This window comes from Nonomuraea sp. NPDC050383 (assembly GCF_044459125.1).
GTDB lineage: Bacteria > Actinomycetota > Actinomycetes > Streptosporangiales > Streptosporangiaceae > Nonomuraea.
The window spans coordinates 477678-499548 of the sequence record NZ_JBITIP010000004.1 but is presented as its reverse complement, the minus strand read 5'-3'; the positions used below and the strand labels follow the sequence as shown (position 1 = coordinate 499548).

Here is a 21871-nt window from a genome sequence, read left to right as displayed (position 1 = left end):
TTCGGCTAGCGTGAGGGTGCGCCTTTGGAAGGAGGCATCACCATGACCCATCACCCCATCGCGATCGTCGGAGCCGGGTTGTCCGGCTTGACGCTCGCCCGCGTCCTGCACCTCAACGGGATCGAGGCGGTCGTCTACGACCTCGAACCCGCACGCCATGCCCGTACACAGGGCGGCATGCTGGACATCCACGCCGAGAACGGCCAGGTCGCCCTGCGCATGGCCGGCTTGCACGAGGAGTTCACGACGATCGTCCATCCGGGCGGCGAGGCCGTCCGCGTCCTGGACCGGCACGCCGTCGCCCACTGGGAGGAGCGCGACGGCGGCATCGGCGACCGCCCCGAGGTGGACCGCGGCCGGCTGCGCGACCTGCTGCTGGACTCACTGCCCGAAGGCGCCGTGCGCTGGGGCGCCATGGTCGCCGCGGCCCGTCCCCTGGGCGGCGGACGGCATGAGGTGACCCTGGCCGACGGCGGCTCGTTCACCACCGATCTGCTCGTCGGCGCGGACGGCGCCTGGTCGCGGATCCGCCCCTTGGTCTCCGGCACGCGGCCCGCGTACACGGGCATCTCGTTCGTCGAGCTCGACCTGCTGGACGCCGACCTCCGCCACCCGCGGGCCGCGGACCTGATCGGCGGCGGCATGTGCTTCGCGCTCGGCGATGGCAAGGGCTTCCTCGCTCACCGCGAGACCGACGGCAGCCTGCATGTCTACGCCGCCGTCCAGGCCGCCGAGGACTGGCTCGACGCCATCGACTTCGCCGACGCCGGGGCCTCCAGGCAGGCGGTGCTGGAGCGGTTCGGCGGATGGGACGACAGCCTCAAGGCTCTGGTGACCGACGCCGATGGCCCGCTGATCCCGCGGAAGATCCACGCGCTGCCGATCGGTCACCGCTGGGACCGGGTCCCGGGCGTGACGCTGGTGGGCGACGCGGCGCATCTGATGTCGCCGTTCGCCGGTGAGGGCGCCAACCTGGCCATGCTGGACGGCGCCGAGCTCGGCGCCGCCATCGCCGCTCACCCCGGCGACGTCGAGCGGGCCCTCGCGGCTTACGAGGAGGAACTGTTCCCGCGCTCCGCCGAGAAGGCCGCCGAGTCCCTCGCCGGTCTCGACCTGTGCTTCGGCGGGGACGCGCCCCACGGCCTGGTCCGGATGTTCGCCGGTCGGCCGGTCGGCGCATAGGCCGCTCGGGCGGGGGACGGTGCCACCCATCCCCGCGCTCATCAGTGGGCCGAGACCGTCGCCGCCTACGACGGCTTGGTGTCCGTCACCCCGGAATGCACCCACTCCCTGCCGGGCTCGCTGTGGCGGCGGGAGCGGAATCAGTCGTGCGCTGTGGACCTGGTCGTCGTGAGGTGGCGGTCGATGATCTGGTCGAGCTGCGTGACCGCGGGCTCCCAGTCACGCGGCACCGTGTGGCAGCGGACGGCGCGGTGGCCCCGGTAGCGCAGGGTGTAGGTGAAGTGATCCGCGACGTCGCAGCCGTCCGTGGACGGGGCCCACGTGGAGACGTTGCCGAGCCTGCGCCGCAGCAGGCCGAACTCCGCGGCGGTGAGCTGGAAGGCGGCGGTGGCCGCGGCGGAGGCGGCCCGCGCCCGGCCGTGCCGGTCTATCGAAATGCTGCGCTGAATTCCGGCGAACCCGCCCGCCTTTTCATAGCCGATCATTTCCGGTGAATGACCGGTCGCGGGCCGCGGCCGTGTTTCGGCCCGCGCGGTCGTGGCCGGTAGGGCCGCGATCGCCGCGAGAACGGCCGCGACAGCCAGGTGCTTGAACACGAATATATCCTTCCCGTCGTTCGGAAGACATTTCGGAGTCCGGTGCGGAATCGTGGACAGCCCTGTTCCGGGACGCCACGGAAGGGCTCATTCTCGCAGGCCGGTCCTCATCTGCCGTTCATGTGACGGCCATGTGAGAGTGGGCACCCGAGGCCCTGTCCCGTAATGCAGGGCTTTTTCCGGACGGCCTTTCTTCTTTCCGGTGACGAAGCTCGAATCGCGGCGCCGACGAGATGACTCCACCTCGACAAGTACTGCGGGGGTGGCGCACGTCACATGGCCGGGCTGTCACAGGGGGCGGGTCACCGGCATCTCCATGGTCGTCAGGACGCCGTGCGAACGATCCGCGTGGCACGCACCACCACGAGTGAGGACCAGATCATGGAACCCCGTATCGACCTGTTGACCAACGAGCTCGGCGCCAAGATCAGCAAGCGCATCTACAACGTCGCCCTGGCGATCCAGCAGTCGCCGCTGCCCCAGACCACCCAGGACCTGGTGATGCTGCGCGCCAGCCAGATCAACGGCTGCGGTTTCTGCGTCGACTACCATACCAAGGACGCCACGGCCGCCGGGGAGACCGCGGTCCGGCTCCACCTGGTCGCGGCCTGGCGCGAGTCCACCGTGTTCACCGAGGCCGAACGGGCCGCCCTGGCGCTCACCGAGGAGGGCACCCGGATCGCCGACGCCCACCACGGCGTGTCCGACCAGACCTGGGCTCAGGTACGCGAGCACTACGACGACGACCAGATCGTCGCGCTCGTCTCCCTGATCGCCATGATCAACGCCAACAACCGGCTCAACGTGATCGTGCGTAACCCGGGGGGCTCCTACGAGCCCGGCATGTTCGCCGGCATGGCCGACTGACCGGCGGGCCGCTCCCGGCCCTGCCCCGGCCCGCTCGATCCGGGGCAGGGCTCCGACCGCCATGCCCATGCCGGTGCCCAGCCACTCGCCGCGCTCCGCGACCACCTGCGTCCGGATGCGAGTCGACCGCCAAGGGGACGTAACAGGTCAGTCCAGGATGACGATCTGGCGGAGGACCTCGCCGCCCTTCAGGGCCGCCACCGCGTCGTTCAGGTCCGCCAGGCGGATGCGGGCGCTGATCATGGAGTCCAGATCGAGCCGGCCCGCCTTGTAGAGGTCGGCGAAGTACGGGAAGTCGTGCCGGACGTCCGCTTCGCCGTACACGCTGGACAGCAGCTTCTTGCCCTCGAACAGCAGGCTGAAGGCGGAGATCGACACCATGTCGTCCAGCGCCCCCGCGCCCACCACGATCACGTCGCCGCCCTGGCGGGCGAGCTGCCAGGTGGCCTGGATCGTGGCGCCCTTGCCGACCGCCTCGAAGGCGTGGTCGAAGCCCTGGCCGCCGGTCAGCTCGGCGAGGGCGCCCTGGACGCCGTCCGGGGTGACGGCGTGGGTGGCGCCGACCTTCCTGGCCAGCTCGTGCTTGGACTCCAACGGGTCGACGGCGAGGATCACCCTGGCCCCGGAGAGGCGGGCGCCCTGGATGACCGACAGGCCGACGCCGCCGCAGCCCACGACCGCGACCGTGGAGCCGGGGCGGACGCGGGCGGTGTTGACGGCGGCGCCGACGCCGGTGGTGATGCCGCAGCCGATGAGCGCCGCCGCCTCCCACGGCACGTCGGCGTCGATCTTGATCGCGCCCTGCCAGGGGATGACGACCTCCTCGGCCCAGGTGCCGCAGCCGGCCATGCCGAAGGCCATGGTGTCCCCGCCGAAGCGGAAGTTGCCCTTGCTGAACGCCTCCACCGTGTACTTCATGCACAGGTACGGCTGGCCCCCCACGCACAGGCGGCACTCCTGGCAGGCGGGGCGCCAGCTGATGATGACGTGGTCGCCCGGCTGGACGGAGGTGACGTGGTCGCCGACCTCCACCACCTCGCCCGCGCCCTCGTGCCCGGGGACGAGCGGCACGGGCTGCGGCAGTACGCCGGACATGGCCGACAGGTCCGAGTGGCAGACGCCGGTGGCCCTGACCCGGACCCGTACCTCGGTGGGGCCGACGGGAGCCAGCGTGACGTCGTCACGGATGTCGAGCTTGTCATCGCCTACGGCGTGCAGAAGCGCGGCGCGCATGGGGGTTCCTCCTCCGGGCCGGTCCTGTGGGGACGGCTATTCCTCTAGGGAGAGTGCGGCTTTCGGGCAGGACCGGACCGCGTGGCGTACGCGGTCGTGCATCTCGGGTGGCGGGTCCGGGAGCAGGATGTGGAGCTGGTCGTCGTCGTCCACATCGAACACCTCGGGAGCGAGCCCCATGCACACGGCATTGGCCTCGCAGACCAGTTCGTCGACCTTGACTTTCACGTGAGCCTCCTGTGATCCCATGAGACCACCTTGGTGCGCTCCACGACGAATCCGACCCGCTTGCGGCCGGTCTGCTCGACATACGGCAGCAGGTGCTCGTCGGCGACGCCCGGGGTCATGGCGCGGGCCACGCGCAGGCCGATGTCGAGGACGCGCCCGGGCTCGTCCACGCGCTCGGCCTTGCCGTACAGCAGGACGCCGCGCAGCTCGCCGTAGTCCTCGCCGGTCTCCACCAGGCAGGTCACCCGCGGGTCGCGCTCCAGGTTGCGGGTCTTCTGGGCCTTGGCGTAGGTCCAGAAGACGATCCGCCCGCGCTCGTCGAGCGCGTAGAACATGGTGACGAGGTGCGGCGTGCCGTCCGGGTTGATCGTCGCGAGCTGCAGCTTGCGGGCGGACGCGAGGAACGCGTCGGCCTCGTCGCCGGACATCGCGATGCGAGCGCGCTGATTCACGTGCCAAGTAGAACAGGTTGCAGAATGCCGGGCAAGAGGTCTCCGGAACGTTGTTCGGTCTCGGAGGAGGATGTCGAATAGGGTGCGGTTCATGATGATGCCGCCCGATCTGCTGGACGCCGCCCAGCGCGCCAAGGGCTTCATGCCGCCGGACGAGGGCCTCGCCCTGTTCGAGACGGCCCTGCGGTACGGCAAGCAGGGCCCCATCTGCGAGATCGGTACGTACTGCGGCAAGTCCGCCGTCTACCTCGGCGCGGCGGCCCGGCAGGCCGGGACCGTGGTCGTCACCGTGGACCATCACCGCGGCTCGGAGGAGATCCAGCCCGGCTGGGAGCACCACGACCCCGCGCTGGTGGACCCCAGGTTCGGCAAGATGGACTCGCTGCCGGTCTTCCGGGCGACGATCGCCGCGGCCGGGCTGGAGGACGAGGTCATCGCCGTCGTGGGCCGGTCGGAGCGGGTGGCCGCGCTGTGGCGTACCCCGCTCGGCATGCTGTTCATCGACGGCGGCCACTCCGAGGAGCCGGTGACGCGCGACTACGAGGGGTGGGCGCCGCACGTCATGGAGGGCGGGGCGCTGGTCTTCCACGACATCTATCCCGATCCGGCCGACGGCGGGCAGGCGCCGTACCGGGTGTACCTGCGGGCGCTGGAGTCGGGGGCGTTCGAGGAGGTCGCGGTACGGGGATCGCTGCGGGTGCTGGAACGGGTCCGCCCCGGCGTCTGAGGCGTGCCGGGCCGGGATCGCGGCGGGGCGTCAGCGGGTGACGAGGTGGTGACGGCGGGACCAGGCGCGGCGGGTCTCGGCCTGCCAGGCGAGGTAGTCGTCGTGCGTGCGGACGTCGTGGCCGAGCGCCAGCAGCGACCGGTCCGCCCAGGACGCCGCCTCCTCCGGCTCGGCCCCCGCCAGGATCGGCACGGCCAGCATGGCCGGTCCCAGCAGCGCCCCCTCCCGCACCACGGCCATCGACGCGAACGCGCACCCCTGAGCCAGGCAGGACCGGTACCCGTCGGCCCCCGCCCGCTCGGTCAGCAGCGCCAGCTCCTCGCCGGTGGCGCCGCCCGTGCGGGTGGCGGCGAAGGCGGCCCCGGCCCACAGGTCGGCCCGTCGCCCCACGGGGAACCCGGCGATCCGATCAGCCACGGCCACGGCCGAGGCCCGCTCGTGGTGCCACAGCAGGCGGCCGAGCCCCTGGTCGAACGTCGCGCAGCGGGCCCGCGTCAGCAGCCCCGGCATGGCCCGCTCGTCCAGCATGCGGGCGTTCGACTCCTGGCTCCGCTGGAATCCGTACCCGTCGACCGCCAGCCAGCGCAGCAGCGGATGCCCCCGGCGCGCCCCGCGTACCGGAGGCAGGCGCAGCAGCGCGTACCCGCGCCCGGCGCCGAGGTGGACGGCGTGGTGGTGGCGCGCGGCCGGTCCGGACAGCAGCTCGCGCAGGCGCCGGCCCCGCGCCAGGGTGAGCAGGTCGAGCACCGCGCTCGCCGCCCCCGCGCCCTCGCAGGCGAACGTCCACCGCTCGTGCGGCAGCCCGTCGAGCAGCTCCTGGAACACGGCGGGATCACGGGACAGAGCGGCGTTGAAGCCGGAGACGTAGGAGCTCTCGGCCTCCTCGACGGCGCGCCGGGCGGGTCCGGCGGCCCAGGGGCCGGCGACCACCTCGTCGGCGTCCCGGGCCAGCAGCCTGCGCCAGCCGCCGGCCGGGGGCGCAGCGGCCGGATCGATCCCGTCATGATGCAAGAAAGCAGTCGTGCCCGTGTCGCCCACGCTTCCCCCGAAGACGCCTCGTACGGCCACTCCCGACGCTAGTGACCCGCTTGCGCCTGCCCAGGGTGCCGCTCCGGCTTTTACGGCAAAGAAAGCGCAAAAGCCCTTGCGGAGCCGGGGCAGGGCAAGATCAGGCGCGGGCCGGCGTGCAGCCGCACAGGTCCGGGTCCGACGGCGGGACGGGCGTCGCGCTCACGTCGCGGAACAGCCCGGCGCCCCCCGACAGCCCCTCCAGCGCGTCGGCTGCCAGGACCACGGCGGCCGCGGTGTACCCGGACCGCTCGTGCGGGAAGTGCTTGCGGTTGGCGAACTGCCAGCCCGTCCAGTACGACCCGTCCTCGTGCCGCAGGTGCTGGATGTCGGTGAACAGCCGCTCCGCCCGCTCGCGCTGACCCAGGGCGTCCAGCGCCAGCGTCAGCTCGCACGTCTCGGCCCCCGTCACCCACGGCTGGTCCGACACGCACCGGATCCCCAGGCCGGGCACCACGAACGTGGCCCACTCGCGCTCCAGCAGCTCCGCCGCCTGCGCCCCGCGCACGGCCCCGCCGAGGACCGGGTAGTACCAGTCCATCGAGAAGCGGCTCTTGTCGGCGAACGCCTCCGGGTGGGCCGACAGCACGTGCGCGAGCCGGTCGGCGGTCAGCTCCCAGTGCGGCTGCGGGTCGCCGAGGTGCTCGGCCAGCAGCACGCCGCAGCGCAGCGCCTGGTGGATGGACGAGCAGCCGGTGAGCAGCGCGTACGTCGAGGGCCGCCCCTGCGCGTCGCGCTCCCAGACGATCTCGCCGCGCGGGGTCTGCAGCCCGGCGACGTAGTCCAGGGCGGCCTTGACCATCGGCCAGCGCCGCTCGGTGACCTGCTGGTCGCCGGTCACCAGGTGGTGGTGCCACAGCCCGGCGGCCACGTACGCCGCGTGGTTGGTCTCGCCGCCCCGCTCGGCGGCGACGCCGTCGACCAGCTTCATCGGCCAGGAGCCGTCCTCGCGCTGGTGCCGTTCCAGCCAGTCGTAGCCGCGCCGCACGGGCCCGTCCAGCCCGGCGACGGTCATGGCCATGAGGCATTCGACGTGGTTCCAGGCGTCGACGTGCCCCTCGGGCCACGGCACGCCGCCGTCGTCCTGCTGAATCGCCGCGATGCTCAAGGCCGTACGGACGACCTCCTCGCGGCCGATCACGCCGCGGGCTTCCTGACGTAGAGCACCACGCTCTTGCCGATGAGCGGGTTGAGCAGGGCCTCGGCGAGGCGGGTGGCGGCGGGGCGCTTCATGATGTCCCACACCAGCAGCTCGTGGTACGCCTTGGCCAGTGGGTGCTCGGCGTTGTTGACGCCGACCGCGCACTTGATCCACCAGTACGGCGCGTGCAGGCCGTGGGCGTGGTGGTGGGGGCCGATGACGAAGCCGGTGGACTTGAGCTTGGCCGACAGCTCGGCCAGGGTGTAGATGCGGACGTGACCGCCGGGGGCGGTGTGGTAATCCTCGTCGAGCGCCCAGCAGATCCGCTCGGGCAGGAAGCTCGGGACGGTGATCGCGGCCGTGCCGCCGGGCCTGAGCACCCGGAAGATCTCCCGCATGGCGGCCATGTCGTCGGGGATGTGCTCCAGCACCTCGGCGGCGATGACCCGGTCGAAGCTCCCGTCCTCGAACGGCATCTCCAGCGCCGTGCCCTGGACGGTCTCGCCGGTCGCCTCCGGCGGCACCTCGCCGGCCTTGTCCATCGCCGCGAACATGGCGGCCACGCCGTCCAGCTCGGCCTGGTCCATGTCGAAGGCGACCACGTCCGCGCCTCGGCGCAGCACCTCGAAGGCGTGCCGGCCCCCGCCGCACCCCAGGTCGAGCACGCGTGTGCCGGGCCCGACGGGCAGCCGGGCGAAGTCCACGGTCAGCACTTGATCCGTCTCCTTGTGATCAGCTAGAAGGGGGCTGCACGGCTTGGGGGGCGGGCCGGTCAGCGGGTGCGGCGGGCCCGGTGGGCGGCGATGGCCTCGTGGTACGCCTCGACGGTCCGCTTGGCCACGACGTGCCAGGTGTAGCGCTCCATGACCCGCTCGTACCCGGCGCGGCCCACCCGCTCGCGCTCCTCGGGTGAGTCGTGCAGCCGCCGCAGCACCGCGGCCAGCTCCTCCGCGTCGCCGGGCGCGACCTGGATCGCCGCGTCGCCGACCACCTCGGGCAGCGCCCCGGTGCGGCTGGCGACCAGCGGCGTGGCGCAGGCCATGTGCTCGACGGCCGGCAGCGAGAAGCCCTCGTACAGGGACGGGACGACCGAGATCTCGGAGGTGGCGATCAGCTCGCCGAGCTCGTCGTCGGAGATGCCGTGGACGAAGCGGACCCGCTCCTGCAGTGACAGCTCCTGGACGAGCTGCTCGGTGGGGCCGCCCGGCGTGGGCTTGCTGACGACGGTGAGGTTGACGTCGCGCTCGGTGGCGAGCTTGGCCACGGCGCGCAGCAGCGTGGCGACGCCCTTCATGGGGGAGTCGGCGCTGGCCACGGCGACGATCGAGCCCTTGCGCCGCGGCTTGTCCGGGCGCGGGTGGAAGTAGCGGGTGTCGACGCCGAGGGGGATCAGGCGCATGTTGGCCTGGGGGACGTTGAAGTCGCGGTGGATGTCGGCCAGCGACGACTCGCTGACCGTGAGGATGGGGCTCAGCCGGGGCGCGACGCGGGTCTGCATCTTGACGAACCCGTACCAGCGGCGCAGCGACAGCCGCTTGGAGCCCTGCGCGGCCTCCAGCTCGATGCGCCGGTCCACGCTGATCGGGTGGTGGATGGTCCCGACCACGGGGAACAGCTTCTGGATGCCCAGCAGGCCGTAGCCGAGGGTCTGGTTGTCCTGGACGACGTCGAAGTCGCCGACGCGCTTCTTCAGCTCCCGGAGGGCGCGCAGGGTGAACGTCAGCGGCTCGGGGAAGCCGGCCGTCCACATGGTGCCGACTTCGAGCGCGTCGATCCAGTCGCGGTACTCGTGCAGCTTGGGGGTTCTGAACGGGTCCTCGTCGCGGTAGAGGTCCAGGCTCGGCACCTCGTTGAGGACGACGCCCTCGTCCAGCTCCGGGTACGGCTGTCCGGAGAACACCTCGACGTGGTGCCCGAGCGCCACCAGCTCGCGGCTCAGGTGGCGCAGGTAGACGCCCTGCCCCCCACAGGTCGGCTTGCTGCGGTAGGACAGCAGCGCGATCCGCAACGGACACCCCTTTCTCCGCCGGTAGGCACGCTGAGTCCGGCGTGTACCGTGAAAGATGACCTTAGTCCGAAAAGGCTACCATTCGGTAGGTCGCCTGGAATTGTTCCTCACCTCGTCCGCATGGCGTGCGAACTGCGACATTGGCATGCCCGAGCGGGATTCGGTGGAACGTGTTCTAGGTCACTTGATGCTGTGACAATGCCTTAGCTGTACATTCCCGTCCCAAGCAGACGCGGTAGTGATAGGGGAGGACCCGTTGGCCAGGCGCACTTTGATCACCGGCATCACCGGCCAGGACGGCTCCTATCTGGCGGAGCACCTGCTCCGCGAGGGCTACGAAGTCTGGGGGCTGGTCCGCGGCCAGGCCAACCCGCGCATGTCGCGGATGCGCAAGCTGCTCGCCGACGTCCAGGTGGTGCGCGGCGACCTCCTCGACCAGGGATCGCTCATCTCGGCCGTGGAGCGCGTTCAGCCCGACGAGGTCTACAACCTGGGCGCCATCTCGTTCGTGCCCATGTCGTGGGAGCAGGCCGAGCTGACCGCCGAGGTCACCGGGATGGGCGTGCTGCGCATGCTGGAGGCCATCAGGGTCTGCTCCGGCGTGTCGCGCGGCGGCACGGCCGGTGGCCAGATCCGCTTCTACCAGGCGTCGTCGTCGGAGATGTTCGGCCAGGTCAGCGAGACGCCGCAGAACGAGCGCACCGCCTTCCACCCGCGCTCGCCGTACGGGGTGGCCAAGGCGTACGGGCACTTCCTCACCCAGAACTACCGCGAGTCGTACGGCATGTACGCGGTGTCGGGGATCCTGTTCAACCACGAGTCGCCGCGGCGCGGCGCCGAGTTCGTCACCCGCAAGGTTTCGCTCGGGGTGGCCCGCATCAAGCTCGGGCTGGCCGACGAGCTGCGCCTGGGCAACCTGGAGGCGCGGCGCGACTGGGGGTTCGCCGGCGACTACGTGCGGGCCATGCACCTCATGCTCCAGGCCGGCGTGCCCGAGGACTACGTGATCGGCACCGGCCACATGAAGTCGGTCAGGGAGCTGGCCGAGGCTGCCTTCGCCGCGGCCGGGCTCGACTGGGAGCGGTACGTCGTCACCGACCAGGCCCTGCACCGCCCCGCCGAGGTGGACCTGCTCTGCGCCGACCCGAAGAAGGCGCGGGTGCAGCTCGGCTGGGAGCCCACCGTGCCGTTCGACGAGCTGGTCGCGATGATGGTCGAGTCGGACATCCGCCTGCTCTCCGAGGGCGGCGACCACGACCAGGACAGTTCCTGGCCCTGATCCTCCCCGTGCTCGCGGGCTCCTTCGCCGCGCCCCATTGACAAAATTGCTTTTTACGTAAAAGCTTGTTTTTGCGATGAGAGACGTCCTGTACCTGGAAGAGATCGAGCAGGCCGAGGCCCTGCTGAAGCCACAGCGCGTCGAGGTGCTGCGGCAGCTGGCCGAGCCGCGGACCTGCACCGAGGTCGCCGAGCGGCTCGGCCAGACGCCGCAGCGCGTCTACTACCACGTCAAACGGCTCGTCGAGGCGGGGCTCGTCGACCTGGTCTCGGAGCGCAAGGTGCGCGGCATCAGCGAGGGCATCTACCGGGCCGGCGCCCGCGCGTACTGGCTGTCGCCGCGCCTGGTGGGCCGGATCGGGCTGCGCAGGGCGCGCGACGAGCTGAGCCTCGGCTACCTGCTGGACCTCATGGAGGAGGTCCAGGCCGACGTCGCGGCCCTCGACCGCACCGCTCCCGAGCTGCCGTCGATCGGCGTGTCGGGGGAGATCCACGTACGGCCGGAGGACCGTCAGCGGTTCCTGAGCGACCTGCAGACCACGCTGCAGGAGCTGTTCACGAGGTACGGCGGAGCCGAGGGAGACGCCTTCAAGCTCGCCGTCGCCTGCTACCCGGTGCAACCGAAGGAGGAGCACGATGAGTGACCCGATGACCCTGCGCGCCCGCGTCCAGGCCCCCGTCAAAGAGGTCCGGAACGCGCTGACCGACCCCGCCGCCATGCGGATCTGGCTGGCCGAGCACGCGGAGGCCGGCCCGGACGGCTCCTTCGCCTTCTGGGGCCGCCACACGCCCGAGGGCGACGCGCCGCACCAGCGGCTCCTGCACGCCGACGACCGCACGGTCCGCTTCGCCTGGACACTCGGCGGCGTCGAGACGACCACCGAGTTCGGGCTCGAGGAAGAGGGCTCGGACGCCACGATCGTGACGATCACGCAGAGCCACTACGACCACCAGGAGGCCCTGGCCAACACCGGCATCCGCGGGGTCCTGCAGACGTACTGGTGCCTGGCACTGGCGAACCTGGCCGAGCACCTGGAGGGCCGCGAGCTGACCCCGAAGATCGACTTCACCACCCGGGACATGAGCGCCGGGGTGGTCATCGACGCGGCGCCGGAGGCGGTGTTCGACTCGCTGGTCGACTCGGAGAAGGTGACGCGCTGGTTCGGGTTCCCCATCGCGATCGAGCCGTACGTGGGCGGGCGCTACGCCATGGGAGGGTTCGACAACCCCCAGCCCGCCAAGATCCTCGAACTCGAGCCGGGGCGGCGGCTCTCCGTGGACTGGGGCTCCACCGGCGTCGGCACCTGGGAGCTGGAGGGCTCCGGCGGGCGGACGCGGCTGACGCTGGTGCAGAGCGGCTTCGAGGGCGAGCGCCCGCCGTACGGGGCCTGGGGCGGCATCCTGGCGGGGCTGTCGGAGCTGCGCCGCTTCCACGAGATCCCGGACTGGCGGCCCATCTGGGTCGAGTAGGAGCCCCTGCCTCCTGAGCTCCTCGCCGGGGGGCCAGGCGGGCGCGCGTTGCCGCCTCCTGGCCTTCCCTCTGGACGGCCCGCTTCTGTGGACGGGCCCGCGTCGTCCACAGAACCCCGTTCGGCGCGTGGGGGCGGCCTTGGCCCCCGCCATCCTGAGCGGGTGAAACCGCCCCCTCCCTCACGGGCCACGACCCCCGTGCCGTCGGCCCCCATGCCGTCGGCGCCCGTGTCCACGGCGCCCGCACGCCCGGCGCCCGTGTTCCCGGAGCCCGTACGCCCGGAACCCGTACGCCCGGCATCCGCGTCCTCGGCGCCCGTGCCCTTGGAATGCGTGCCACGTCGTCGGGCCACGCTGCTCGCCCGGGCGCGGAGCGTCACCCGGGCGGTGCCGCAGGCCGTCGCCTGCCGTCAGACCGCCGCGCACGTGTGGGGCCTGCGCGTGCTCAGCCCGGGGACGGCCGACGCCGACTGGCCGGTCGAGCTGGCCGCCCCCGGTCACCTGACGCTCCCCGGCTGCGTGACCCACGTCTGCCTGCTGCGGCCGGAGGAGGTGACCGAGCACAAGGGGGTGCGCGTCACCACCCCCGGCCGCACGGCGCTCGACTGCGCCCGCTGGCTGCCGCGCCTGGAGGCGGTGGCCGCCCTCGACCAGTTCGCCCGGCGCGGGGTGGACCTGGAGGAGCTCTGGCGTCGCGCCCCCTCGTGGCAGGTGCGCGACACGCTTGCCCTGGCCGATCGGGGCGCTGGCTCACCCCGGGAGAGCTGGCTGCGCGTCATCCTCGTGGACGGCGGCCTGCCCCGCCCCGCCACCCAGATCCGCGTCGCCCTGGCCGGCGACCGCCACGCCTACCTCGACCTCGGCTGGAGACCGTACCGGCTGGCGGTCGAGTACGACGGCCAGGAGCACCACACCTCCACGGCCGACCAGCACCGCGACGACACCCGCCGCGCGGAGCTGCGTCGGCACGGGTGGCGCGTCATCCCGGTGCGCAAGGACGCGATCCCCGGCCAGACGGCGGCGTTGCTGGAGCACGTCGCCAACGCCCTCATCGAATGCGGCTGGCGCCCCACACCACGCCAGACCACCCGCATCCTCTCCCGCATCCGCGCCGCCCGCCACACCCACCGCCACCGCCACCGCCACCGCTGACCATGCCCCGCAGCTCGGCCGTTCATCGTCGGCAGGCCGTCTGTGCCTGATGGGAGGAGGAGATCGGCAAGGTGATGGCGGGTCGCCGCGCCGATCAGCCGTGGTGAGCGGCCGCCCTGAGCAGTTGCGGTGAGGAGCCGTGGTGAGCGGCCGCCCTGAGCAGTTGCGGTGAGGAGCCGTGGTGAGCGGCCGCCCTGAGCCAGGGCGGTCACATGGGCGGATGCGGTCATGCGCGCGTGATGGACAGGTGCATGCCGGTGTAGTCGAACGTGATGGCGAAAGGCTTGAAGAACTCGTGGGTGAAGTTGGCGATCAGCTCGAAGCCGAACTGTGCGGACTGGCCGGGCCCGGGGAATCCGGGGAAGACCTTGTCGGCCGCGTGGCCGGGGAGGTCGCGTCCGACCGCCCCGCCCAGGCTGATCCGCTCGGCCGTGATCGGATAGATCTTGACTCCGCCGGGCTGTTCGAGCGGGTGGTCGTAGTCCACCTTCATGCCCGTCTTCTGGGCGATCGCCGTTGTCGTGTCGAGGCCGATGCCGATGCCGCCCGTGTCGACGGTGACCATCCTCGGCCCGTAGTCGCCGAGGCTGCCCAGTGTGCACGGGTAGTGGTCCCCGGCCAGCCAGAGCGGCAGCCGGTCGGCGGCGTGCGCCCGGGGTGTGGTCCTGGTCTTGCGCCGCAGTGTCAGGGCTCGGCCGGCATAGTCCATGGTGGTCAGGAAGTGGTAGAAGATCGTCGTTCCGAACGCGCCCGCCGCCGGCGTCCCGTCGGGAAGGGACGGTCGCCGTGCGTCGCTCCATTGCACGGGAAGATTGCGGATCTCGATGTTCCCGATGGTGAACGAGTCGAGGACGCCCAGCCAGATGGTGATCGGCTGATTGTTGGCGACCCCGCCCGACATGGTGGTCACCGCGCGCAGACCCGCCTCCTCCGCCACTTCTCGCGACAGGTCGAGCGTCGCGTAGGTGTCGAGCCAGAACTTCTGGGGTTTCCCGCCGTTCAGCGCGGCTTCGACGGCAGGCACGGGGTCCAGGGTGACGAAGGGTACGCGCGTGCTCCGCGCTCCGTGGATCTGCCACGGCGTTCCGCTGATGCGGGAGTAGAGCTCGGAGAGGGCCTTGTCGCGGGGGCGGTCGATGCTCTTCAGCAGCGGCACCGCGCGGGCGAGTTGGTCCTGCCGGACGAAGCACTCGGCCAGCCGCTGTGTCGAGGCGACGTCGTTCGGTTGCAGGGTGACGGCCTTGGACAGGTGCTTCTCCGCGTCGGCGAAACGGTTGGACAGCAGGGCGAGGTAGCCGACCTGGGCCAAGGCGTGCGCGTCGCGCGGATCTTCGCGGAGCAGGCGCCGGTAGCCGCGCTCGGCCGCGGCGAACCTGCCCATCGTGAACAGCTGATCAGGATCGTCGTCCGCGGCGGCGAAGGCCTCGCTCGGGGTGGAACCCAGCAGGGGAAGGGCCGCACTCGCGGCCACGGCCAGGCTCGCACGCCGCAGGAACGCGCGCCGGCCGGTGTTACGAAGATCGTCGGAAAGGGGCATCGCCGGCTCCTCATGTCGTGGCCGAATGCACCGCCAAGCTGGTCGGGGCGCAGCGCCACAGAACACGGAGACACGTTAAACATCCATAAACGGCTGGGTGCCCTTCCCCAGGGCGACGGGCCACACGACCAGCAGGTACGACTCGCCCGGCCGGTTCGACAGCCGGTTCGACAGCCGGTCGGCGTCACGGGCGCGGCCGTGGACCCGCAGCCCGTAACGGCCCGCGCCCTGCGGCGTCAGGTTCGTCTCGCCACCGTCCTCGGCCGTCAGGCCCTGTACGCGCATCACGCCGGTCGTGGTGACGAACTCGATCTCCTCGTACTGCTCCCAGCCCCGCACGGGCGTCCGGGGCGCGGCGGGCTGCCAGGTCACGTGCATGCCGACGACGCCCCTGCGCTTCTCCGTACGGATGAGCAGCGAGTCGGGGGCGGCGGCGACGAGCCCGTCCGGCAGCGGCGGCGGGGCGGCGACGTCCTGGAAGGGATTGACGATCCGGACCCGGTGATCCACCACGGGCACCACACCGCGCACCGCCGTGGGCAGGCGGAGCGGCGCACCCAGGCCCGCCGCCCGGCCCGGCTCCGACCGCGGCGAACGGGCTCGTTCCGACTGCGGTAACCCGTGCTCGCGCGCCCATCGCCGGAGCTCGGAGGACTTGTCCGGCAGTCCCAGCTCCTCGGCGACCCCCACTCCCAGCCGGGCGGCGGCCTCGGACCCCACGTCCAGCGGCCACACCGTCACCAGGTAGAACTCGAACGGCACCTTCGGCACCGCCGCGGGGTCGAGGTCGCGGCCGCGGGCCTGCACGCGCATGCCGTACCGTCCCGGTCCCTGCGGCGTCAGGACCGGGAGGGCCGCGGGATGCTCCGACATCAGGCCGCACACGTGGATCTCGCCGGTGAAGGTGACGAGCTCCACCTCCTCCGTCTCGTCCCAGCCCGTGTCCACGGGTGGCCGGGTCGCGACCAGGCGCACCGTGACGTCCACGACGCCGGTGTGGATGCCGGTCAGGATCACGGCGGCGCCGGGGACGGAGGCGGTCAGCCCGTTGGGGACGCTGCCGGGATGATCGCGCCCCGGCTCGGCGACCAGGAGCTGACGGTAGGAGACGTGGACGTCGGCTCTCGCGGTGGTGGGCGGGGCGGGGGAGGCGGTCATGCCGACCAGGCTAGGCAGCCGGCCCGCCGCCCGCCCCGTGAAGGACGATCTTGGTGTTCAGCCGACCGAGACGGGGAGCTCCTTGATGCCGTTGATGAAGAACGAGCGCAGCCGCCGGGCCTCGCCCGTGCGGCGCAGGCGCGGGTAGCGGCGGGCCAGCTGCTCGAACAGGACCCTGAGCTCCAGCTTGGCCAGGTGGTTGCCCAGGCAGAAGTGGGCGCCGCCGCCGCCGAAGCCGATGTGCGGGTTCGGGTCGCGGCCGATGTCGAAGACCTCCGGGTCGGGGAAGGCGGAGGCGTCCCGGTTGGCCGAGGAGTAGAACACGACGACCTTGTCGTTCTCCTTGATCTGCTTGTCGCCGAGCGTCACGTCCCGCGTGGCCGTGCGGCGGAACAGGTTGACCGGCGACACCCATCGGACGATCTCGTCGGCGGCCGTGCGCGCCAGCGACGGGTCCGCGACGAGGCGCTGCCACTGCTCCGGGTGGTCGAACAGGGCCACCATGCCGCCCGAGGCGGCGTTACGGGTGGTCTCGTTGCCCGCCACGACCAGCAGCAGCACGAACAGGTCGAACTCGTTCTCGTCGAGGGTCTGGCCGTGCTCGTCGGACTGGATGAGCCTGGTGACGATGTCGTCGCGCGGGTTCTCCCGGCGCTGGGCGGCGAGCTGGTTGGCGTACGCGTAGAGCTCCATGGCCGCGTCGCCGCCCTCGCCGGGCGCGTCCGCGTAGTCCGGGTCCTGGGCGCCGATCATGCGGTTGGACCAGGAGAAGAGCTTGTCCCGGTCGGACACGGGCGCGCCGAGCAGCTCGCAGATGACGTACAGCGGCAGCGGGGCGGCGACCTCGGTGACGAAGTCCACCTCGCCCGAGCAGTTGTCGAGCAGGTCGTCGCAGATCTCCCGGATGTGCTGCTCCAGGGCGCCGATCGTGCGCGGGGTGAAGCCCCGGTTGACCAGCGAGCGCCGCCGCGTGTGCTCCGGAGGGTCCTGGTTGAGCATCATCATCCGCTGGAACGCCCGCTGCTCCTCCGGCATCTCGTCGAACAGCGCGAGCCTGCGCTCCGAGGAGAACACGTCGGAGCGCCGCGACACCTGCACGACGTCGTCGTAGCGCGTGACCGCCCAGAACGCCGGGTCGCCTTCGTGGCGGTAGACCGGTTCGTTCTCGCGCAGCCAGCGGAGCTGGTCGAGGGGTGGTCCGGATTGCGCGTACAGGTCCTGGTCGACGAGGTCGATCCGCACGGTGACTCACCTCTAGGGGGACGGTTCCCAGCTATCTGGAACGTGTTCTATTACGGTGTGCCCTCCAGTCAAGCGCACCTGCTCCCGCATGGCCACCCGCGCTTCACGGCTTCCCCTGGTGGGTATGAGACATCGGGTGTTTGGTGGTCTCGATTTGTTCGCTCGGCGGCCGGGAGCGCCGTGGCGAGGGGCGACAAGGCGCGGGGCCTCCCGTGGGCTCCTTCGGGTGAGGACTGATCGGAGAAGCCATCCGATGACCGGGTCGCACGGATTTGCCGTACAGGCCGGGCCTGGGGTTCGTCCTCCTCCGATGTCTCTGCGGCCCGGTCGGGTGATCTTTTGGGGCGCTTCGACCCAGTCCAGGAGGACTTCAGGTGCTACGTCGGCATATTTCGCGTCACGGATCCGATGTATCGCTCCAGGAAGGCTTGACATGCCCCCACCACGCCCAGCAGCATCAGAGCTATAGACATCCGATGTATGGACGAAGGATGCGGTGTGAAGCTGCTGCGAGTAGGACCTGTCGGGCAGGAGCGGCCGGTGGTGATGGACGACGCCGGCAACCTGCGTGACATCGGAGAGCCCGATATCGACGGTGCTTTCCTCGCTTCCGGGGGAGTGGCCCGCGTCCGCGAGGCGCTGGAGCGCGACGAGCTGCCCGTCGTCGTCGGCGAGGGGCTGCGGGTGGGGCCGCCGATCGCGCGTCCGGGGAAGATCGTTTGCATCGGCCTCAACTACAGCGACCACGCCGCCGAGTCCGGCGCCGACGTGCCGGCCGAGCCCGTCGTGTTCATGAAGGCGTCCAACACCATGGTGGGGCCGTATGACGAGGTGCTGGTGCCCCGCGGCAGCGTGAAGACCGACTGGGAGGTGGAGCTCGCGGTCGTCATCGGCAAGCGGGCCCGCTACCTGGACAGCCGCGAGGAGGCGCTCGACGTCGTCGCCGGGTACGCGGTGGCCAACGACGTCTCCGAGAGGGAGTTCCAGCTTGAGCGTGGCGGCCAGTGGGACAAGGGCAAGTCGTGCGAGACGTTCAACCCCCTCGGGCCGTGGCTGGTGACCGCCGACGAGATTCCCGACCCGCAGAGCCTGGCGATGCGGCTGTGGGTGAACGACGAGCTGCGCCAGGACGGCGACACCAAGAACATGATCTTCGACGTGGCCGAGATCGTGCACTACCTGAGCCGGTTCATGGTGCTCGAACCCGGTGATGTCATCAACACCGGCACCCCGGCCGGCGTCGCCATGGGCATGCCCGGCCAGCCGTACCTGCGGGCCGGCGACGTGATGGAGCTGGAGATCGAGGGCCTGGGCCGGCAGCGCCAGACGGTGGGGCAGGCATGACAGGAGACGTCGGAGAGGCGGCGCGGCCGTACCGGATCGTGGAGATGGAGACCCACGACATCCGCTTCCCCACCTCGCGCGAGCTGGACGGCTCCGACGCGATGAACCCCGACCCCGACTACTCCGCCGCCTACGTCGTGCTCAGGACCGACGACGGCTTCTCCGGCCACGGGTTCGCGTTCACGATCGGGCGCGGCAACGACGTGCAGACCTCCGCGATCACCGCGCTGAGGCCGTACGTGATCGGCAGGGACGCCGAGGACCTGGGCGCGCTCTACAAGGAGATGGTCAACGACTCGCAGCTGCGCTGGCTGGGCCCCGAGAAGGGCGTCATGCACATGGCGATCTCCGCCGTGGTCAACGCCCTGTGGGACCTCAAGGCCAAGCGCGCGGGCAAGCCGGTCTGGCTGCTGCTGGCCGAGATGACCCCCGAGGAGATCGTCGACCTGGTCGACTTCCGCTACCTCAGCGACGCGCTGACGCCGGAGCAGGCCCTGGAGATCCTCAGGCGGGCCGAGGACGGCAAGCGTGAGCGCATCGAGACGCTCCGGCGCGACGGCTTCCCCGCGTACACCACCTCGCCCGGCTGGCTCGGCTACGACGACGACAAGCTGCGGCGGCTCTGCAAGGAGGCGCTCGACCAGGGCTTCCGGCAGATCAAGCTCAAGGTGGGCGCCGATCTGGCCGACGACGTGCGCCGCTTCCGGGTGGCCCGGGAGGTGTGCGGGCCGGACTACCCGATCGCGATCGACGCCAACCAGCGCTGGGACGTCGCCTCCGCCATCGCCTGGGTGAAGGCGCTCGGCGAGTTCGGCCCCCATTGGGTGGAGGAGCCGACCAGCCCCGACGACGTGCTGGGCCACGCCGCCATCGCCGAGGGCATCAGGCCCATCCCCGTCGCCACGGGTGAGCACGTGCAGAACCGCATCGTGTTCAAGCAGCTCCTCCAGGCCGGCGCCATCTCGTACCTGCAGATCGACGCGGCGCGGGTCGGCGGCGTCAACGAGAACATCGCCATCCTGCTGCTCGCGGCCCGCTTCGGAGTCCCGGTCTGCCCGCACGCGGGCGGGGTGGGGCTGTGCGAGCTGGTGCAGCACCTGTCGATGTTCGACTACGCGGCGGTCAGCGGCTCCATGGACGACCGGGTGATCGAGTACGTCGACCATCTGCACGAGCACTTCATCGACCCGGTCGTGATCGACAACGGAAGGTACCGCGCGCCCTCCGCGCCGGGCTTCAGCGCGGAGATGCGCCCCGAGTCGATCGCGGCCCACAGTTTCCCCGACGGCGAGGTCTGGAAGGACGCATGAGTCTCAGAGCGATCGTGACTGGCGGCGGGTCCGGCATCGGCCTGGCCACCGCGACCCTGCTGGCCGAGCGCGGCATGAAGGTGGCGTGCCTCGACCTCAACCCCCCGGGCGACCCGTTCGTCGGTGTCAAGGTGGACGTCACGGACGACGCGGAGGTGCGCGCGGCCGTCGCCGAGGCGGCCGAGCGGCTCGGCGGCATCGACGTGGTCGTCAACAACGCGGGCATCGGCGCCCAGGGGACGGTCGCGGACAACCCCGACAGCGAGTGGCAGCGGGTCTTCGACGTCAACGTGCTCGGCATGGTCCGGGTGAGCCGGGCGGCGCTGCCGTACCTGCGCAGGTCGGAGCACGCGGCGATCGTCAACACCTGCTCCATCGCCGCCACCGCCGGCCTGCCGAACCGCGCCCTCTACAGCGCCACCAAGGGGGCGGTGCTGTCGCTGACCCTGGCGATGGCCGCCGACCACGTCCGTGAGGGCATCCGCGTCAACTGCGTGAACCCCGGCACCGCCGACACCCCGTGGGTGGGCCGGCTGCTCGACGTGGCCGACGACCCGGAGGCGGAACGCCTGGCACTGAACGCCAGGCAGCCGATGGGCCGCCTGGTCACCGCCGAGGAGGTCGCCGCCGCGATCGCGTACCTGGCGGGCCCGGAGTCGAGCTCGACCACGGGCACGGCGCTCGCGGTCGACGGAGGCATGCAGGGGCTGCGCCTGCGCCCCGCCACCTGAGGGCCCGCAGGCCCTCGAACTGAAGACAGCAATCCAGGGCCGGCCCCAGTGGGGGGATCGGCCCAGCCCGAGGAAGGTGGCTCTCCACGATGAAGCTCGGCCCGGTCGTCGCCGGCGCGGCCCTCATGGCGGTCGTCGCCGCGTGCGGCTCCAGTACTACGTCCACCACCGGCAGCGGCGCGGCGGGCGGTGGGAAGGTCGGTGTCGACTACCCGCGCGCCGACTCCGACTTCTGGAACTCCTATATCAAGTACGTCCCGCAGATGGCCGCCGAGCAGAAGGTGGAGCTGATGCAGCCCACCAACTCGCAGAACGACGTGGCCAAGCTCGTCAGCAACGTCCAGGCGCTGGTCGGCCAGGGCGCCAAGGCGATCGTCATGGCCCCCCAGGACACCGGCGCGATCGCCACCACCCTGCAGACGCTGGAGAACAAGAAGATCCCGGTCGTCTCGGTGGACACCCGCCCCGACAAGGGCAAGGTCTACATGGTGGTCCGCGCCGACAACCGGGCGTACGGGACCAAGGCCTGCGAGTTCCTCGGCGAGAAGCTGGGCGGCAAGGGCAAGGTCGTCCAGCTCATGGGCTCGCTCAGCTCGATCAACGGCCGTGACCGGGCCGAGGCGTTCCGCGAGTGCATGAAGACGAAGTTCCCCGGCATCACGGTGTTCGAGGAGCCGACGGAGTGGGAGGGCAGCAAGGCCGCGTCCATGCTGCAGACCCGCCTGGAGCAGAACCCGGACATCAAGGGGGTCTACATGCACGCCGGCGGCGTCCACCTGGCCCCGACGCTCCAGGTGCTCAAGCAGAAGGGTCTGCTCGTCCCGCCGAGCGACCCCAAGCACGTCTTCGTGATCTCCAACGACGGCATCCCGGAGGAGCTGGAGGCGATCCGCAAGGGTGAGATCGACGCCACGGTCTCGCAGCCGGCCGACCTGTACGCGAAGTACGCGATGTTCTACGCGAAGGCGGCGACCGAGGGGAAGACCTTCAAGCCGGGCGCGACGGACCACGACAGCTCGATCATCCAGCTTCCCAACGGCCTGGAGGACCAGCTTCCGGCCCCGCTGGTGACGAAGGACAACGTGGATGACAAGAACCTCTGGGGCAATCAGGTCAAGTGATGAAATATCACGTTGAAGCTCGCAAT

Annotated in this window: 22 protein-coding genes; 11 read left to right on the top strand and 11 right to left on the bottom strand. The window is 71.1% G+C overall.

Annotated features, from left to right (window positions below):
* The first annotated feature begins 42 nt into the window (after nucleotides 1-42).
* Entirely contained in the window at nucleotides 43-1182 is a 1140-nt protein-coding gene (locus tag ACIBG4_RS13660; protein ID WP_397202069.1) for an FAD-dependent oxidoreductase, read from the top strand.
* A gap of 140 nt (nucleotides 1183-1322) precedes the next feature.
* On the opposite strand, the gene ACIBG4_RS13655 is transcribed toward ACIBG4_RS13660, so the two are convergent.
* Nucleotides 1323-1667, bottom strand: a complete 345-nt coding sequence (locus ACIBG4_RS13655) for a hypothetical protein (protein WP_397202068.1) — start codon at nucleotides 1665-1667, stop codon at nucleotides 1323-1325.
* A 492-nt stretch (nucleotides 1668-2159) separates the two neighbouring features.
* On the opposite strand from ACIBG4_RS13655, the gene ACIBG4_RS13650 reads away from it, so the two are divergent.
* The gene (locus ACIBG4_RS13650; protein WP_397202067.1) at nucleotides 2160-2645 is read left to right on the top strand and encodes a carboxymuconolactone decarboxylase family protein; all 486 of its coding nucleotides are present in this window, start codon (nucleotides 2160-2162) and stop codon (nucleotides 2643-2645) included.
* A gap of 147 nt (nucleotides 2646-2792) precedes the next feature.
* On the opposite strand, the gene ACIBG4_RS13645 is transcribed toward ACIBG4_RS13650, so the two are convergent.
* The 3 genes from ACIBG4_RS13645 to ACIBG4_RS13635 are packed head-to-tail and all read right to left on the bottom strand — an operon-like array spanning nucleotide 2793 to nucleotide 4558.
* Nucleotides 2793-3878 carry a Zn-dependent alcohol dehydrogenase gene (locus ACIBG4_RS13645; protein WP_397202066.1) on the bottom strand — a complete coding sequence of 362 codons (1086 nt, stop codon included), beginning with the start codon at nucleotides 3876-3878 and terminating at the stop codon, nucleotides 2793-2795.
* A 36-nt stretch (nucleotides 3879-3914) separates the two neighbouring features.
* A complete protein-coding gene (locus ACIBG4_RS13640; RefSeq protein ID WP_310708648.1) occupies nucleotides 3915-4106 on the bottom strand; it encodes a ferredoxin in 192 nt (63 codons plus the stop codon).
* Complete coding sequence (locus ACIBG4_RS13635; protein ID WP_355446515.1) at nucleotides 4103-4558, bottom strand: pyridoxamine 5'-phosphate oxidase family protein; 456 nt, start codon at nucleotides 4556-4558, stop codon at nucleotides 4103-4105. The genes ACIBG4_RS13640 and ACIBG4_RS13635 overlap by 4 nt, the downstream gene beginning before the upstream one ends.
* A 91-nt stretch (nucleotides 4559-4649) precedes the next feature.
* On the opposite strand from ACIBG4_RS13635, the gene ACIBG4_RS13630 reads away from it, so the two are divergent.
* On the top strand, nucleotides 4650-5285 hold the full coding sequence (locus ACIBG4_RS13630) for a class I SAM-dependent methyltransferase (RefSeq protein WP_397202065.1): 636 nt from the start codon (nucleotides 4650-4652) through the stop codon (nucleotides 5283-5285).
* Nucleotides 5286-5315: 30 nt separating this feature from the next.
* Here ACIBG4_RS13630 and ACIBG4_RS13625 read toward each other — a convergent pair whose 3' ends face one another.
* The 4 genes from ACIBG4_RS13625 to ACIBG4_RS13610 form a co-directional block, all read right to left on the bottom strand.
* Nucleotides 5316-6296, bottom strand: a complete 981-nt coding sequence (locus tag ACIBG4_RS13625) for a DUF1702 family protein (RefSeq protein ID WP_397202064.1) — start codon at nucleotides 6294-6296, stop codon at nucleotides 5316-5318.
* 157 nt (nucleotides 6297-6453) lie between these two features.
* Nucleotides 6454-7494 carry a prenyltransferase gene (locus ACIBG4_RS13620; protein ID WP_397202063.1) on the bottom strand — a complete coding sequence of 347 codons (1041 nt, stop codon included), beginning with the start codon at nucleotides 7492-7494 and terminating at the stop codon, nucleotides 6454-6456.
* Nucleotides 7491-8207, bottom strand: coding sequence for a methyltransferase domain-containing protein (locus tag ACIBG4_RS13615; protein ID WP_310708652.1), 717 nt, complete (start codon nucleotides 8205-8207; stop codon nucleotides 7491-7493). Before ACIBG4_RS13615 ends, ACIBG4_RS13620 begins: the two co-directional genes overlap by 4 nt.
* A gap of 59 nt (nucleotides 8208-8266) precedes the next feature.
* Nucleotides 8267-9502, bottom strand: a complete 1236-nt coding sequence (locus ACIBG4_RS13610) for a glycosyltransferase family 4 protein (protein WP_397202062.1) — start codon at nucleotides 9500-9502, stop codon at nucleotides 8267-8269.
* A gap of 256 nt (nucleotides 9503-9758) precedes the next feature.
* On the opposite strand from ACIBG4_RS13610, the gene ACIBG4_RS13605 reads away from it, so the two are divergent.
* The 4 genes from ACIBG4_RS13605 to ACIBG4_RS13590 all read left to right on the top strand — a co-directional run bounded on the left by ACIBG4_RS13605 (nucleotide 9759) and on the right by ACIBG4_RS13590 (nucleotide 13402).
* Nucleotides 9759-10781, top strand: a complete 1023-nt coding sequence (locus ACIBG4_RS13605; protein ID WP_397202061.1) for a GDP-mannose 4,6-dehydratase — start codon at nucleotides 9759-9761, stop codon at nucleotides 10779-10781.
* A 76-nt stretch (nucleotides 10782-10857) separates the two neighbouring features.
* On the top strand, nucleotides 10858-11424 hold the full coding sequence (locus tag ACIBG4_RS13600; protein ID WP_355446497.1) for a helix-turn-helix domain-containing protein: 567 nt from the start codon (nucleotides 10858-10860) through the stop codon (nucleotides 11422-11424).
* On the top strand, nucleotides 11417-12250 hold the full coding sequence (locus ACIBG4_RS13595; RefSeq protein ID WP_397202060.1) for an SRPBCC family protein: 834 nt from the start codon (nucleotides 11417-11419) through the stop codon (nucleotides 12248-12250). Before ACIBG4_RS13600 ends, ACIBG4_RS13595 begins: the two co-directional genes overlap by 8 nt.
* A 333-nt stretch (nucleotides 12251-12583) precedes the next feature.
* Nucleotides 12584-13402, top strand: a complete 819-nt coding sequence (locus tag ACIBG4_RS13590; protein ID WP_397202059.1) for a DUF559 domain-containing protein — start codon at nucleotides 12584-12586, stop codon at nucleotides 13400-13402.
* 226 nt (nucleotides 13403-13628) lie between these two features.
* Here ACIBG4_RS13590 and ACIBG4_RS13585 read toward each other — a convergent pair whose 3' ends face one another.
* The 3 genes from ACIBG4_RS13585 to ACIBG4_RS13575 all read right to left on the bottom strand — a co-directional run bounded on the left by ACIBG4_RS13585 (nucleotide 13629) and on the right by ACIBG4_RS13575 (nucleotide 17339).
* Nucleotides 13629-14939 (bottom strand): aspartyl protease family protein, encoded by a 1311-nt coding sequence (locus ACIBG4_RS13585; RefSeq protein ID WP_397202058.1) that lies wholly within the window; start codon nucleotides 14937-14939, stop codon nucleotides 13629-13631.
* Nucleotides 14940-15014: 75 nt separating this feature from the next.
* Nucleotides 15015-16097, bottom strand: coding sequence for a hypothetical protein (locus ACIBG4_RS13580; RefSeq protein WP_397202057.1), 1083 nt, complete (start codon nucleotides 16095-16097; stop codon nucleotides 15015-15017).
* Between the two features lie 57 nt (nucleotides 16098-16154).
* Nucleotides 16155-17339 carry a cytochrome P450 gene (locus tag ACIBG4_RS13575; protein WP_397202056.1) on the bottom strand — a complete coding sequence of 395 codons (1185 nt, stop codon included), beginning with the start codon at nucleotides 17337-17339 and terminating at the stop codon, nucleotides 16155-16157.
* A gap of 498 nt (nucleotides 17340-17837) precedes the next feature.
* Here ACIBG4_RS13575 and ACIBG4_RS13570 point away from each other — a divergent pair, with 498 nt between their 5' ends.
* From ACIBG4_RS13570 to ACIBG4_RS13555, 4 genes are all read left to right on the top strand, one after another.
* Entirely contained in the window at nucleotides 17838-18683 is an 846-nt protein-coding gene (locus ACIBG4_RS13570; RefSeq protein WP_397202055.1) for a fumarylacetoacetate hydrolase family protein, read from the top strand.
* Nucleotides 18680-19993 carry an L-fuconate dehydratase gene (locus tag ACIBG4_RS13565; protein WP_397202054.1) on the top strand — a complete coding sequence of 438 codons (1314 nt, stop codon included), beginning with the start codon at nucleotides 18680-18682 and terminating at the stop codon, nucleotides 19991-19993. Before ACIBG4_RS13570 ends, ACIBG4_RS13565 begins: the two co-directional genes overlap by 4 nt.
* A complete protein-coding gene (locus ACIBG4_RS13560; RefSeq protein ID WP_397202053.1) occupies nucleotides 19990-20724 on the top strand; it encodes an SDR family NAD(P)-dependent oxidoreductase in 735 nt (244 codons plus the stop codon). Before ACIBG4_RS13565 ends, ACIBG4_RS13560 begins: the two co-directional genes overlap by 4 nt.
* An 89-nt stretch (nucleotides 20725-20813) precedes the next feature.
* Nucleotides 20814-21845 carry a sugar ABC transporter substrate-binding protein gene (locus ACIBG4_RS13555; protein WP_310708662.1) on the top strand — a complete coding sequence of 344 codons (1032 nt, stop codon included), beginning with the start codon at nucleotides 20814-20816 and terminating at the stop codon, nucleotides 21843-21845.
* Nucleotides 21846-21871 lie beyond the last annotated feature (26 nt).